12 protein-coding genes and 2 pseudogenes are annotated in these 13,654 nt (G+C 70.1%); 10 read left to right on the top strand and 4 right to left on the bottom strand.

Going from position 1 to position 13,654, the window contains the following annotated elements; genetic code table 11:
* Positions 1-351 precede the first annotated feature (351 nt).
* Positions 352-1,140 carry a hypothetical protein gene (locus ACIOMQ_RS38715; protein WP_401944338.1) on the bottom strand — a complete coding sequence of 263 codons (789 nt, stop codon included), beginning with the start codon at positions 1,138-1,140 and terminating at the stop codon, positions 352-354.
* Positions 1,141-2,240: 1,100 nt separating this feature from the next.
* Here ACIOMQ_RS38715 and ACIOMQ_RS38710 point away from each other — a divergent pair.
* The 5 genes from ACIOMQ_RS38710 to ACIOMQ_RS38690 all read left to right on the top strand — a co-directional run bounded on the left by ACIOMQ_RS38710 (position 2,241) and on the right by ACIOMQ_RS38690 (position 6,769).
* Complete coding sequence (locus ACIOMQ_RS38710; protein WP_362208766.1) at positions 2,241-4,025, top strand: ATP-binding protein; 1,785 nt, start codon at positions 2,241-2,243, stop codon at positions 4,023-4,025.
* A 120-nt stretch (positions 4,026-4,145) separates the two neighbouring features.
* A complete protein-coding gene (locus tag ACIOMQ_RS38705; protein WP_362208763.1) occupies positions 4,146-4,565 on the top strand; it encodes a roadblock/LC7 domain-containing protein in 420 nt (139 codons plus the stop codon).
* A complete protein-coding gene (locus tag ACIOMQ_RS38700) occupies positions 4,562-4,918 on the top strand; it encodes a DUF742 domain-containing protein (RefSeq protein WP_093895642.1) in 357 nt (118 codons plus the stop codon). Before ACIOMQ_RS38705 ends, ACIOMQ_RS38700 begins: the two co-directional genes overlap by 4 nt.
* Entirely contained in the window at positions 4,899-5,516 is a 618-nt protein-coding gene (locus tag ACIOMQ_RS38695) for an ATP/GTP-binding protein (protein ID WP_362208760.1), read from the top strand. Before ACIOMQ_RS38700 ends, ACIOMQ_RS38695 begins: the two co-directional genes overlap by 20 nt.
* A complete protein-coding gene (locus tag ACIOMQ_RS38690; protein ID WP_401944335.1) occupies positions 5,513-6,769 on the top strand; it encodes a cytochrome P450 in 1,257 nt (418 codons plus the stop codon). Before ACIOMQ_RS38695 ends, ACIOMQ_RS38690 begins: the two co-directional genes overlap by 4 nt.
* A 149-nt stretch (positions 6,770-6,918) precedes the next feature.
* Here ACIOMQ_RS38690 and ACIOMQ_RS38685 read toward each other — a convergent pair whose 3' ends face one another.
* Together ACIOMQ_RS38685 and ACIOMQ_RS38680 are read right to left on the bottom strand one after the other, a co-directional pair.
* The gene (locus ACIOMQ_RS38685) at positions 6,919-8,148 is read right to left on the bottom strand and encodes a cytochrome P450 (protein ID WP_401270735.1); all 1,230 of its coding nucleotides are present in this window, start codon (positions 8,146-8,148) and stop codon (positions 6,919-6,921) included.
* A gap of 223 nt (positions 8,149-8,371) precedes the next feature.
* Entirely contained in the window at positions 8,372-8,584 is a 213-nt protein-coding gene (locus tag ACIOMQ_RS38680; protein WP_402192450.1) for a hypothetical protein, read from the bottom strand.
* Positions 8,585-9,379: 795 nt separating this feature from the next.
* On the opposite strand from ACIOMQ_RS38680, the gene ACIOMQ_RS38675 reads away from it, so the two are divergent.
* Together ACIOMQ_RS38675 and ACIOMQ_RS38670 are read left to right on the top strand one after the other, a co-directional pair.
* On the top strand, positions 9,380-11,092 hold the full coding sequence (locus ACIOMQ_RS38675) for a hypothetical protein (RefSeq protein ID WP_402192448.1): 1,713 nt from the start codon (positions 9,380-9,382) through the stop codon (positions 11,090-11,092).
* Positions 11,093-11,237: 145 nt separating this feature from the next.
* Positions 11,238-11,615: a nuclear transport factor 2 family protein gene (locus ACIOMQ_RS38670; RefSeq protein WP_024757633.1), complete on the top strand. Its 378-nt coding sequence runs from the start codon at positions 11,238-11,240 to the stop codon at positions 11,613-11,615.
* A 153-nt stretch (positions 11,616-11,768) separates the two neighbouring features.
* On the opposite strand, the pseudogene ACIOMQ_RS38665 reads toward ACIOMQ_RS38670, so the two are convergent.
* Positions 11,769-12,212 (bottom strand): annotated as a pseudogene (locus ACIOMQ_RS38665) (transposase); the annotation flags it as partial.
* A gap of 507 nt (positions 12,213-12,719) precedes the next feature.
* On the opposite strand from ACIOMQ_RS38665, the gene ACIOMQ_RS38660 reads away from it, so the two are divergent.
* From ACIOMQ_RS38660 to ACIOMQ_RS38650, 3 genes and pseudogenes are all read left to right on the top strand, one after another.
* Positions 12,720-13,223, top strand: a complete 504-nt coding sequence (locus ACIOMQ_RS38660) for an IS110 family transposase (RefSeq protein ID WP_362208741.1) — start codon at positions 12,720-12,722, stop codon at positions 13,221-13,223.
* A complete protein-coding gene (locus ACIOMQ_RS38655) occupies positions 13,196-13,534 on the top strand; it encodes a hypothetical protein (RefSeq protein ID WP_402192496.1) in 339 nt (112 codons plus the stop codon). Before ACIOMQ_RS38660 ends, ACIOMQ_RS38655 begins: the two co-directional genes overlap by 28 nt.
* 10 nt (positions 13,535-13,544) lie before the next feature.
* Positions 13,545-13,654, top strand: a pseudogene (locus ACIOMQ_RS38650) (IS5/IS1182 family transposase); the annotation flags it as partial.

The raw sequence follows: 13,654 nt of genomic DNA, 5'->3' as shown, positions 1-13,654 counted from the left end.
TCCGGCCACTGAGCTGAACCGCATTCCGTGCGGCCCTGATGCCAGGCCTGATCGCCTCGGCCGGTGGGAGAACACAGGTCCGATGCCTGCACCACGGAAGTACCCCGATGAACTGCGTGAGCGAGCGATCCGTGAGGTCCAGACCTCGGGGGCGTCCGGTCTCGCATGTGACCCGGGGCCTCGGGTATCGACACTGGGGCTTGAGTCAGGCCTGGAGCCCACGGGGGGAGGCGGTAGGCCCGGCAACCTGGCAGGCAAAGGAGAGAAAGGGTCTGATTCCCGTCAGACGCCGGGCGCCCGTGTCTCCTCCTCGCCCGTGTCCACCCGCGCGGACGGCGACGAAGCGGCGCGTCACGCACCGGCCGAACCGGCACAGTTTCCGGCCGGTGCAGGGCAGCTGAAGGAAAGGACCCGCTCGCACAGCCTGCCCGTGACGTGCGTGTCGGTCACCGCGACGTCTGTGAGCCACTCGGTGACCGTCAACTGCTCCGTCAGCTCGCCGAGCTGAGTGGCTTCAACGGCGCACAGCGCGGCCAGCGTCTCGATCTCCAGTCCCCGGCCGAAGGGTCCCAGCCGCCCATCGGCACTGGCGTGAGCGGCGCAGGCAAGAGCGAGCAACCGCGCGGCAGCGGGCAGCTTCTTCTTGCGCAGCTTGCGTTCGGCGACGACCTTCTGCGTCCAGCCGGACAGCTTGGGCCGCATGGACTTCCCGAAGCCGAACGGTCCACGGCCGTCACCGTGAGGGAGGAGGGAGGGCACGGTGATGTGAGTGGGATCCGCGGAGCCGGATGCCAGCAGCTCACCCACGGTGCCCGGAAGCCGCAGCCAGCCCGTGCCGACCAGTTCCTCCAGCACCTGTTCGGCATCGCCCAGCGGCCATGCGGCCAGGTCCTGGCCGGTGACGTTTCCGGTGCCGGTGCACGCGGTGCGCAGGGCAAGCAGCAGAACCAGCAGGCGGACCTCCGGTCCCGGCCGCGGCGAGTGATCGCGGGCGTAAGCGAGGACGGCACGCGCCTGCTCCCACTGGTTATGCCCGGTCAACAGGCGCGCGACGGCAGGCCCGCTCCCCTCGGCGCCTTCGCCGGTGCGCTGCTCGTGCTGAAGACGAGCGGCGGCCGTGGCCTGCTCGGCACGCCGCACAGTTGTCCATCGCCGGTCACGCCTGCCCAGGTGGTGAAGGCGAGGGCCTTGCGGTCGTGCAGGCTGGCGAGCAACGCCAGGTCGGGCTCGCTGCGCTGCTGATAGGCCCGGAACCCGTCGCCGAGTTCGATGAGTTCGTCGCGCAGGGCTACCGGCCGAAGGTCGTGCGGTACGAACTGCTGCGCGATCTTCCCGCGGTGCCTGGGAGTGCGCGGCCCCGGCGCGGTACGGCTCGACGGGCTTCTTCGGGGGCGGTGGCCTCCACGTCGGCTGTGGCGGCGAGGATGAGCCGCTGCGCGGCTGTGGCTTGGTCCTGGTGGCGGACACGATTGCCACTTCCCGGGCTGCCGCCGCGGTGGCGAGTGGTGACCCGGACAGCGACGCGTACGTCGTGGCACGGTCCGCTGTGATCCTCGCCCGGCCGTGCCGGGCGACGGCAGCGTGGACGAGGAGGTCGGTGCACCGCCGTGCCGGACGGCTGGGTTCTTTCCGGCGGGGGCGTCGCCGTCGTACCGGATCCCACCCGGCGAACCAATGCGGTCACGGCACCAGATGGATGGCCGTCGCCCCGTGCTCCGCGAGGAACCCGGGGAACAGACCCCGGCGTACAGCCCGACTCGTCTGCCGCTCACCTCGCCCAGGGCGTGCCGTCCTTCCGCTGACCGGGGTTCACTTCAGTCGCCGCCGCCCTCGCCGGGTGTCCCAACAGCCCTGGAAGTTGGGCGGGTTTGGCTTCGGCCCTGCGTGTGATTGGCTGGAAAGTGGTTGTTTGTGTTCGGAGTTGACGTGTAGACGGCGTTCACTTTTACAATTCTGACACTTCGTCAACGCATTTCAGTCCGCCTCTGTGTGTCAGCCGGGCTGAGGGGGTGTCATCGCCTATACCACGGACGGGCGTTTAGGTGGTTGGTTCACGACGAACTTGGGGTCACCGGCGGACTGTGCAGTTAGTCAGATTTTCTCGCGCGGCAGTGTGGCTAGCATGAGCGGGTACCCGGTCGGAAGATCGTCGTCCTCTTGGCGACCCCCTTTCCGACCTGCGGCTGCCGTGAGTTCGGCTGCCCCGTTTCTTCTGATCTCATGGACCGAGGGACCGCGGAATGTCAGTGCCTGCACCGCTCAGTCAGCACCGGCCGGCGAAGGCGCCGCGCACCTCGCCGACCACGCCCCTGGTCGTGCTGGTGGTGAGTGCCGCGGCCGGCGGCGTGGCCGTCGCCCTGGCGCCGTCCGGCGCCCGCACCTGGGCGCTGACCGTGGCGGCGGTCGCCTGGGTGTGCGTGGCCGCGGCCGTCCTCGTCAGCCACCGGCTCGTCCAGCGGGCCCGGCGCACGGCTGTCGCGCAGACCTCCGAGACCGGCCGTCTCAAGGCGCAGTCGGCGCAGCTGTCGGGGGAGACCGCGCACCTGGTCAACGTTACGCTGCCCGCCGTGGCCAAGCAGCTGCGGGAGGGCACGAGCGCGGCCGACGCGCTGGGCAGCGTGCCCCCGCCGTCCGACCCGCAGCTGGGCCGGATCGTGCACACCTTCGCCGCCGCCGTAGAGGAAGGCGTGCAGCGCGCGACCGCCCTGGACGGCGAGCGCCGGCAGGCCCAGTACGAGCTGAACGAGGAGGCCGCCGCGCTGGAGCGGCTGGCGCAGGAGACCCTGCCCGCCGCGGTCGCCCGGCTGCGCGAGGGCCAGTCCGCCGACACGGTGCTCGCCGAACTCGACCTGCCGCGGCTGCCCATGGTCCGCACCCCGACCGAGTCGTTCGTCCGCGAACTCGCCCACAGCGAGCGGCGTGCCGCCGCGGCACAGGCCGCCTCCGCCAGGGCGCTCAGCCGCGTCCAGGCCAAGTCCGTCAGCATGCTCGCCGACCTGCGGGACATGCAGGAACGATACGGCGAGGAGGTCTTCGGCGACCTGCTGAAGCTCGACCACAGCACCTCCCAGCTCGGCCTGATGACCGACCGGCTCGCGCTGCTCATGGGCGGCCGGTCCAGCCGCGCCTGGAACAAGCCGATCGTGATGGAGAGCATCCTGCGCGGCGCCGTCGGCCGAATTGCCGCCTACCAGCGGGTGCGCCTGCACTGCTCCACCACTGCCGCGATCTCCGGCTTCGCCGCCGAGGGCGTCATGCATCTGCTCGCCGAACTGATGGACAATGCCGCGAACTTCTCTCCGCCCATCGACGAGGTGCACGTCTACGTCGAGGACCACAGCGCCGGCATGGTCGTCACCATCGAGGACAGCGGCCTGAAGATGGCTGACGCGGCCATGCGCCACGCCGAGGAGGCGGTGTCCGGTCACATGACCGACCTCGCCTCGCTCCAGGGCACCCGGCTCGGCCTCGCCGTGGTCGGACGGCTCGCGGTGAAGTACGGCATCAGCGTCAACTACCGCCCCTCGTCGCGCGGCGGCACCGGCGTCGTCGTCCTGCTGCCCCAGCAACTGCTCGCTCAGCAGCGCGAGTCGGTGTCGCGCGGGGCGGCCGGCCGCCCCACCGCAGGGACCGCGCCCACGCCGGGCCCCGCCGCCTCGCCCGCCCCGGCCCCGGCGCCCGAGCCCACTTCGCGCCCCGGCGTTCCGGAGCGGCCCGCCGTCCGGCCGGAGCTGCCCGAACAGGGACAGCCCCGGCGCGCCACCGGCTCCACGCTGAACGGCCTGCCCGTCCGCGCACCCGGCCGCACCATGGCCGAGGCGGAGCGGGAGCGCGAGCAGCGCCGGTCGGCGTCCGAGGCGGCATCCGGGGCCGCGCCCGAGACGGCGGACGGAGACCGCCCGGAGCAGCGCCCGGCACGCGACGCGGGCACACGGTTCGGCGCCTTCCACCGCGGGCGCCGGGCCGCGGGCGGCACCGCAGGGCCGGATGCCCGGCCCGAGTCCGAGTCGCCGGCCACCCCGTAGCCGCCGACCCCTTTCCCGTACGGCGCCCGGGGCATCGGCGCCCACTTCCCGCTCGAGTTCCTGAGATTGGAGGAACGGGCCGGTGACCGGTCAACCGGCACCACCGTCCCATCACCCATCATGCAGACCACCGACAACAGCCTCACCTGGCTCCTCCAGAGCCTCCTGGAGCGCACCCCCGGCACCCGGCACGCTCTGGCCCTGTCCCGGGACGGCCTGAAGCTCTGCTGGACCGAACACCTGACGCTCGACCAGGGCGACCAGTTGGCGGCGATCTGCTCCGGCATCCAGGCCCTGGCCCAAGGCGCGTCCGTGGAGTTCGGCGACGGCACCGGCGGCGTCCGGCAGTCCATGACCGAGTTCCACGGCGGGCTGCTGTTCATCGTGGAGGCCGGCGAGGGAGCGCATCTGGCTGTCCTCGCCGAGGAGGACGCCGACCCGGGCGTGGTGGGCCATCAGATGACGGATCTGGTGGAGCAGATCGGCGAGCACCTGCGCGCCGAGCCCCGAGAGCCCGTTCCGGGGAGTGCCGCGTCGTGATGCGCAAGCCCGTGGACACCGGTGACCCCGACCGGCTCTACACGGTCACGGCCGGCCGGAGCCGCGCCGACGACTCCTTCGACCTGGTCACCCTGATCGTCAGTGAGTGCCGGCCCACGGCGGGAATGCAGTCGGAGCACGCCCGGATCCTGGAGCTGTGCCAGCACCCCACGGCTGTCGTCGAGATCGCCGCGGAGCTGAAACTGCCCATCACGGTGGTGCGGATCCTGCTCGGCGACCTGCTCGACATGGGCCGCATCACCGCCCGCCACCCGCGCGCGGCGCAGTCCGTCGCCTCGCTCCCCGATTCCGCCCTTCTCAAGGAGGTGCTCCATGGGCTCCGCAACCTCTGAGCTGCCCTCCCACCGCACGCCACTGGCCGACGCGGCGGAGACCGGCCTGAAGATCGTCATCGTGGGCGGTTTCGGTGTCGGCAAGACGACCCTGGTCCGCTCGGTGAGCGAGATCCGGCCGCTGAACACCGAGGAGGTGATGACGCAGGCCGGCGTCGGCGTCGACGAGACCAGTGCGGTCTCGACGAAGACGACCACGACGGTGGCGTTCGACTTCGGGCGGATCAGCCTCAACGAACGCATGGTGCTGTACCTGTTCGGCGCGCCGGGCCAGGAGCGCTTCTGGTTCCTGTGGGACAGGCTGTTCTCCGGAACGCTGGGTGCCGTGGTGCTCGTGGACACGCGCCGGATGAACGACTCCTGGTACGCGATAGACCGGCTGGAGCACCACAAGACGCCGTTCGTGGTGGCTGTCAATCGGTTCGACGACGACGCCCACCGGTACTCCCTGGAGGAGATCCGCCAGGCGCTCGCGCTGCCCGAGCATGTGCCGATGCTCGACTGCGACGCGCGGGTCCGCCAGTCCGGCAAGGACGTGCTGGTCTCCCTCGTGGACCACCTGTACGAACTGGCGATGGCCCAGGAGGCGACACCATGACCGACCCCTCTTCCGCGCAACCGGCTCCGCCGGGCTGCCCCGCCCACACCGACGCGGTGCGCCTGGCGGGGCTTGAGTACCAGCAGACGCCGTCGCAGCTGTACCGCGCGATGCGCCGCGAGCACGGCGCGGTCGCGCCGGTACTGCTCGACGGGGACATCCCGGCCTGGCTGGTGCTCAGCTATTCCGAGGTTACGTACGTGACCAGCCACGATGAGCTGTTCGCGCGGGACTCCCGGCGCTGGAACCAGTGGGAGAACATCCCGGCGGACTGGCCGCTGCTGCCGTACGTCGGCTACCAGCCGTCGGTGCTGTTCACCGAGGGCGACGAGCACCGGCGGCGGGCCGGAGTGATCACTCAGGCGCTGGAGGGCGTCGACCAGTTCGAGGTGGCGCGCAACTGCCAGCTGATCGCCGACCGGCTCATCGCCGACTTCGCGGGCAGCGGGCAGGCAGAGCTGATGACCGGATACGCGCACGCCCTGCCGATGCGGGCCGTGGTGCAGATGTGCGGGATGCCGACCTCGGGTGAGGACACCCAGCAGCTCGTCGAGGACCTGCGGATCTCGCTGGACGCGGCGGAGGGTGACGACCCGGTGGCGGCGTACGGGCGCGTGGGCGAGCGGCTGCGGCAGCTGGTGAAGGACAAGCGGGAAAGCCCAGGTCCGGACGTCACCTCGCGCATGCTGCTGGATCCGGCGGGACTGACGGACGAGGAGATCGTCCAGGACCTGATCTCGGTGATCGCCGCGGCGCAGCAGCCGACCGCGAACTGGATCTGCAACACGCTGCGGCTGCTGCTGACGGACGAGCGGTTCGCGGTGAACGTGTCGGGCGGCCGGCTCAGTGTGGGCGAGGCGCTCAACGAGGCGCTGTGGCTGGACACGCCGACGCAGAACTTCATCGGGCGCTGGGCCGTTCGGGACACCCAGCTGGGCGGGCGGCAGATCCGGGCGGGCGACTGCCTGGTGCTGGGGCTGGCCGCAGCCAACACCGATCCGCAGATCTGGCCGGGGGCGCACGTGGGCGCGGAGAACGCCGCGCACCTGTCGTTCGGCAACGGCGAGCACCGCTGCCCCTATCCGGCACCGCTGCTGGCGGACGTGATGGCGCGGACGGCGGTCGAGACGCTGCTGGAGCGGCTGCCCGACCTGGTGCTGTCGGTGGAGCCGGGGACGCTGACCTGGCGTCCGTCGATCTGGATGCGGGGGTTGACGGCGCTGCCGGTGCAGTTCACGCCAATGGTGCAGTAGGGCGGGCGCCCGATGCCCCGGTAGGGCGGGCGCCCGATCGCGCGGCAGCTCGGCCCACCCGGTGGTGCGGCAGCGCGGGCACATGGGCCCCTGGGCACATGGGCCCCTGGGCGGGGCCCATCACCTCGGCGGTGGTGCCGGTAAGGCGGTCAGGCGGCCGTTACGGGCGTGAACCGCACCGGCAGGCGCTGCGGTCCACGGGTGAAGACGCCTTCCTCGACCGGGTCGAAGCCGTTGGCGAGGCGTATGTCGGGCATGGCGTCCAGCAGCTGGCTGACGCCGATCTCGACCTCCGCCTTGGCGAGCAGCGCGCCGACGCAGAAGTGCCGGCCGAGCGCGAAGGCGAGGTGGTCGGCGGCGGCGGAGAAGGCGGTCGTGGTGGTCAGGTCGTCGCGGAAGATGTCGAAGCGGTCGGGGTCGCGGTAGCGGCTCTCGTCGCGGTTGGCGGCGCCTATCAGGCAGGTGACGGTGACGCCGGCGGGTATGGTGCCGCCGCTGAGCTTCATCTCGGTCGCGGACTGCCGCATGATCATGTGGACGGGCGGGGTGTATCGCAGGGTCTCGGCGAAGGCCCGCGGGATCAGGTCGCGGTCCGCGCGGACTGCGGCGAGCTGGTCGGGGTGGAGCAGCAGGTTCGCGAAGATGCTGGCGATCGCCTTGTCGGTGGTATCGCCGCCGGCGGCGAGCAGCAGGCTGCAGAACGCCTTGATGTCCTCGTCGCTCATCCGCACACCGTCGACCTCGGCTGCGCACAGTGTGGACAGCAGGTCGTCGCCCAGGTTCTCGCGGCGTTCCCGGATGATCGGCAGCATGTACTCGGCGAACTCGACACGGGTCCGCTCGCCCGCCGCGGCCACCTCGGGGTCACCCGAGAGGTTGCCGAGAAAGGCGATGACGGACGTGTACCAATGGTGGAAGCGCGCGTGGTCCGCCTTGTCGAGGCCCAGCATGTCGGCGATCACGTTGACGGGAAAGCGGGTGGCGTAGTCGTTGACCAGGTCGGCGGAGCCGGAGTTCCGGAAGGTGTCGATCAGTTCGCGCGAGTTGCGCTCGATGACGGGGAGGAACTTCTCCTGGAGGCCGGCGCCGCGGAAGGCGGGGGCGACGAGGGCGCGGCGCACGGCGTGCTCACGGCCACTGAGCTGGAGAATCGTCTTGCCGTGCACGGGCTCGATCTGCCAGTCGTAGTTGGCGGTGGTGAACTCGCCGTTCTTGTCCTTGAAGACGCGCTCGACGTCCTCGTAGCGCGAGATGATGTAACTCTGCGTGGCCTCGTGCCAGATGAGGGGCGCGGTGTCGCGCATCAGACGGTACGCCGGGTAGGGGGCCGCGGCGAACTCGGGCGAGAGGATGTCGGGCACCTGCTGCGCGGTGGACATGGGGCTCCCTCAAGGTCAGTGACTGGCTTACGGCACAAGGTAATTGATCAATAGTCAACCGAGACAGCCCCCACCGCCTCCCCGGCTGCCCCACTAGTATCCGTTGGCTGAAAACCGCCACTTGAACTTGGCCAAAGCGGCCATGCCGTCGTATCGGCCCATGCCTGCATGCCTGTTTGCCTGCACCTCGGGGGCTGCGGCGTCCGCCGTGGACAGCGGGGGCTCAATCGCCCGACGCCGCCCGGCTTTCGAGCATGTGCCTTTCGGTCGGTCCATGAAGCCCTGCTTGGTGCCCGGCTTGGTGCATGGCGCAGTCGCTCGGGAGGTCGGTCAGGACCTGGTCGAGGTGTCGGCGCAGGGTGAGGGCGTCGTCGGCCAGAGCGGTGAGCAGGGTGGCGGTGGGGGAGAGGTGCACGACGGCCGCGACGGTATGCATCAAGACCGGTGGAGAACGATCACTACCGGGTTCGTACCGCTGGAGGGGCGGCCACTGCTTTCCTCGAGGTTGGCGTGTTCGACGATGGTCAGCCACCCTGCGCGTTTGACCGATACCGCCGATCCACCATCACCATCATGGCCCTGAAGCCAGCTGGCGGGAAGATCCTGGACCCGCAGACCGCAGCAGCACGCCAGAAGCATGCCGCCCGGAGCGCGGGATGCAGATGTCCTTCGTGCCCGTACGACGGGAGGCGGTGCAAGCCTCTCCGCCGGGCCCCGTCGTCGCCTGCGAGGATGAGTCCGGGGCCATCCGACGGGGAAAGCGAGGAGAGCGTGGTGTCAGGAGAGCCAGGTGGCCGACTGCTCGTGGTCGACTTCGATTTCTTCTTCCGCAACCCCTGCGAGGGCGTCCCCGCCCCGCATCGCGGCGATGAGGAGCTCTACGACTGGGCCCACGCGGAGAACCTGCTGCGCGAGATCATCTGGCCGATCCGCGCGGAAGGGTTCCTGCGGGCCGGTATCGAACCGCCCCGCTGCGAGGGATACCAGGATTTCTGGAGACGGTTCACCTTCACCAGCCACAACCCGCCCCTGCTCTACGCAGACTCCAACCTCTACGCGGGCCGACTCACCCCCCTCCACTTCGCCCTGTTCGATCTGAAGACCAGACCGGCCCGCCCCGGAGACGGCCCGCTTTGTCGAAGCCCTCTGGGACGCCGCCGGGCCCGAGGAGACACAGGAGCTGGACCGGGCGGCCCGCACAGCTCTGGGCGCCGCGCCGACCGGCCAGTACGTGGACGAGGTGCTGCCCGCCTCCACTGGTGCGGTGGACGGCACCCGGGAACCGCTCACGTCCTGGCTCCGGGCGTGGGACTGGTCACCCGTGCTGCCGGCGTGCGTACTGGCCGGCTGGGAGCCGCTTCTCGCCGCAGTGCGCCGCCTCATACCCGCCGACCCGCCCGACCCCCGCACCGCCCCCGGCTTCGAGCCGGTAAGGACTGTCACGCCCCCGGAATGGGAGGACCTGGCCGCCGAGCGCTCCCCGTCCGAAGCCGCGACCGCCCTCACTGCCGCGTCCGGCACGCTGGCCGAGGCCGACGCGTACGCCGTGGTGCTGCACCGCATCGTCGACGCCGACCCGGCCCGATGGACGACCGATGTCCGCTCAGTCCTCGACGCGCTGAAACTGCCGGTCCTGCGCGCCGGCTACCTTGCCGCCGCCGCGGCGGCCGCAACCCGGCCTGGCGCGTTCCCCGACGACACCCTGACGCAGGCCTGCGCCGCCGCTCTCGCCCTGCGCCGCACCCTCGTCCCGGCGGCCGACGAACGCCCGTCGGCCGCCGACCGGGACCACACGACGGAACTCCTCGCAGACCAGGCGGTGTTCGATCTCCTCAGACTCGCCTGGCGCACCAGCGCCGATCTCGCCGACGTCCTGCCCGACGCCCTCGCGCACCTGCGCACCCTCGCCGTTGAGCTCACCCGTCCCGACGCCACGCCAGCAGCGGCCAGCACCGAGGAGGAAGAGGAGGGGGAGGAAGGGGCGTCCGCCGACATGGCACCACCCGGCCTCTTCGGCCCGGACTCCGCCGCACGCGCGCTGGGCTGCCTGCTGGAGTACGCCGCCCACCACGCCCGCACGAGCGGGGAGATGCCCCGCGACATCCTCGAACTCACCGCCGAAGCCGCAAACTCCTGCGAAGACCACAAGGCCGTCGCCCTCACCGTCGGCGTCCACCTGCCCAACCTGTACCGCCACGCCCCCGACTTCACAGTCGCCCACCGCGCCGGCCTGCTCGCCCTGCCCACGGACGGACGGCCGTCACCGGCCAGCGCCTGGCTGCAGTGGGGCCGCGCCGACCCGCACCTCCTCGCCGCCCTCGGCCGAACCGAGCTCCTGGCTGCTCTGCGAGCCCGCGTGCGCGGCGCGAGCGAACACCTGGCACACGCGCTCGCCACCAACCACGACTACCTCGGCGACCCGACCACTGCCTGGGCCTCCATCGCCGACGGCCCCGGCGGCGCGGCGGCGGCCTCCCGCCTCCTGGAAGACCTGGTCCTGCGCCGCCCGGCCACCGAGCCGCTGGGCACGGTCACCGGCGCGGCGGCCACGGGCGCGGCGGCCACCCTGTGGCGCGCCGCGCTCGCCGCGGACCTCCCGCCCGGAGCGCTGGCCGGAGCCGGCCTCTTCGCCCGCACAGACATCGCTGACGACGTGTGGCTGCCGTTGGCCCGCGCCAGCGCCGAGCACACACCCGCCCTCGTCGACGCCTCGGGCGTGGCCGAACGAGCCGCCGCGCACCCCGGCGCCCCGGACGCGCTGCACCTGGTCGCCCAGCTGGTCGGCCACCCCCAGCAACCGTGGCACGACGAGGGCGTACTCCATCACGCCCACGCCCTGCTGCGCACCGCCCAGCCGGGCATCGCGGGCGAACACCGCGACGCCGTCGAGGAGCTGCGCCGGGCGCTCGTCGAAGCTGGCGAGGTCGACGCCGCCCGCACCTGAACCCCAGACCAGTAGAGAAACCCCGTCGAACAGGGTGTCGCGTGTGGCGGCGTGAGCCTAGCGCTGTGACCGGGATGGTTCACCGTGGTCGGGAGACGGCTCACGGGACGAGCGCGGTCCGCGAGGCAACTGGTATTACTGGTGCATGCAAGAAGAGACCGCGCGATCCGCGATCGACACGTTCATCTCCGCGTTCAACGCCTCGGACGACAGCTATGTGACTGCGCTGCTCTCCCAGGCCCTAACCTCGGACGTGGTCTTCTGGGGACCGTTGGGCCGCAGTGAGGGGATCGAGGCGGTCGAGCGGTTCGTGCTGGACATCCGGCGCCACCCCGCGGGGACCGGCACGATGGTGCGCTGTTCGGCGGTGGACATGCCGGACGAGTGGGCCCGGTACCAGTGGGTCTTCACGACGCCGGATGGAGGCCCCCGCCTGGCGGGAACGGACGTCGTCCATCTGCGGCGGAGCCTCATCGACCAGGTCATCGTCTTCGCGGGGGAGATCGAGCCGTCCGCCTCCTGAGTCATTCTCCTCTGGCGCCGTCCTTCTCCTGAACCGGCCCCGTTCGGGGCTCCGGGTCTGCCCGGCCGAGATCATCCTCACAACGCTTCGGTCGTCCGCGCTTGGCCACGAGCGGACCGATGATGCGCTGTGGCTGTGTAAGTTCGCGGTTGGTCAGGCTGCGGTGTTGAGGGGGCGTCCGCCCCAACGGATGCCCTTCTCGCTTCGGATGCGGGCGCGTTCCTTGCGTTCGGCGGCCAGGACGTCGCGGTGGCGGGCGTTGGCGTTGCGCCAGCGTAGATAGGCGTGCAGGGCTCGTGTCTGCACGGTGTGGTTGGAGTTGGCGATGGTGAACTGCCTCAGCGGTCCGAAGTGGGCCTCGATGGGGTTGGCCCAAGAGGCGTAGGTCGGGGTGAAGCACAGCTCGACCTTGTGCTTTGTAGCCCAGCGGCGGATATTGGTGCCTTTGTGGGCGGACAGGTTGTCCAGGATCACGTAGATGGGGGCGCCGTCGGGCCGGGCGGCGCGGATCGACTTGAGCGCGGCCAGCGTGTTCGCGGCACCTTTCTTGCGGCGGTTGACGCCCCACAACATGTCGTCGCCGACCGAGTAGCAGCCCGTACCCTTCAATCAGGCTCGATTGGGCATGAGCGGCAGCCCCGGGACACCGGTGCCGCTGCTCGCCCTCGCTGCTAATTAAGAGCTGCGATCAGGATCGTTACAGTACGGGCGTGCAGGTGGGCACCCGGTCGGGCGGTAAACTCCGCGTCCGGCCAGGAAGGCCGGATGCGACTCGTAGCAGCCTGCCCATCAAAGGGCTCTTCACGACTCCGTCGGCCGGCCTTCCGGGACGCCCCGTAACTGCTGATTAAGAGTGGCGACTCGATCGCTCGTACGGACTTGCCTGCGGGTGTCCCGACTGTCTGATGATCGTTGCATCTATAGCCAGGAAGGCTGGATGCGACTTTCGTACTCCTGCCCGTCATGGGGCTCATGTCGACTCCGTCGGCCAGTCTTCTGGTCACCCGCCATAACTGATTAAGAGCTGCGACCTCGATTGCTCGTACGGACTTGCTTCAGGGGTGGCCTGGCACTTCCTGTTCGTGTTCGATCTGGAGAGACGAGATGACGCAACGGCCGCCACAGGTATGGGCCGGGATCGACGTGGGGAAAGGACACCACTGGATTTCCGTGGTCGATGCCGATGGCGACCCACTGTGGAACCGTAAGGTGATCAACTCCGAGCCCGACATCCTCACCGTATTCGGTGAGGTTATGGATACAGCGGACCACGTGACGTGGGCACTTGACCTCGTTGACGGGCCAGCAGCGTTACTGCTGGGGATCCTGGCCAACCACGGTCAGAGTCCCCGGTACGTCACAGGCTCAAAGTTCGCAGCGTTCAAGAAGAGCTTCAGCGGCCAGGGCAAGTCCGACTTGAAGGACTCCTACGTCGTCGCCGAGTTCGCCCGCTGTCTCCGGCGGCAGACAGTCCCTGTGCCAGCTCCTCCGAGGATCACCAAGGAGCTCACCCTGATCCTCTCCCATCGCAAATGGCCTCTCAGTCGAACGCACCAGAACCATCAACCGCATGAGAGCCATTGGGCAATCTCGCCCAGAGCCTGGTAACGGCCGGCGCGGGGGACGGTCAGGCCCCGGACTGGACGGTGACGCGCATCGAGCCAGGCACGCAGACCGCCCTGCCGCCGGGTGACTACGCCCACTTCAAGGCCGAGCCGAGAACGCCCAACTCTCCCGTCGACGTCTCCGGCATCGTCATCACCCTCAAGAACCTGAAGATCAGCCCCCTTCCTGGCACGGCCCGCATCGAGATCCGCGAGTTCGCCACCAACACGGGCCAGTGGCCCCACAGCCCCGCCTTCACCAGGCTGGCGCTCACGAAGTTCCCGGCACCTAAGAGGTGGTCTCATTTGGTTTGATCGGTAGTCTGTGGTCGTGACGATTGTGGAGCGTCTGGTCCCGGACCGGTTGTGGGAACTGTTCGAGCGAGTGGTGCCGTCGGCTCCGGTACGACCTCAGGGTGGTGGCCGACGGCGTTA

It is taken from the genome of Streptomyces sp. NPDC087845 (genome assembly GCF_044742755.1).
Classification (GTDB): Bacteria; Actinomycetota; Actinomycetes; order Streptomycetales; family Streptomycetaceae; genus Streptomyces.
Note: the sequence above shows the minus strand (reverse complement) of the source record. Positions and strands in the feature narration are given on the sequence as shown.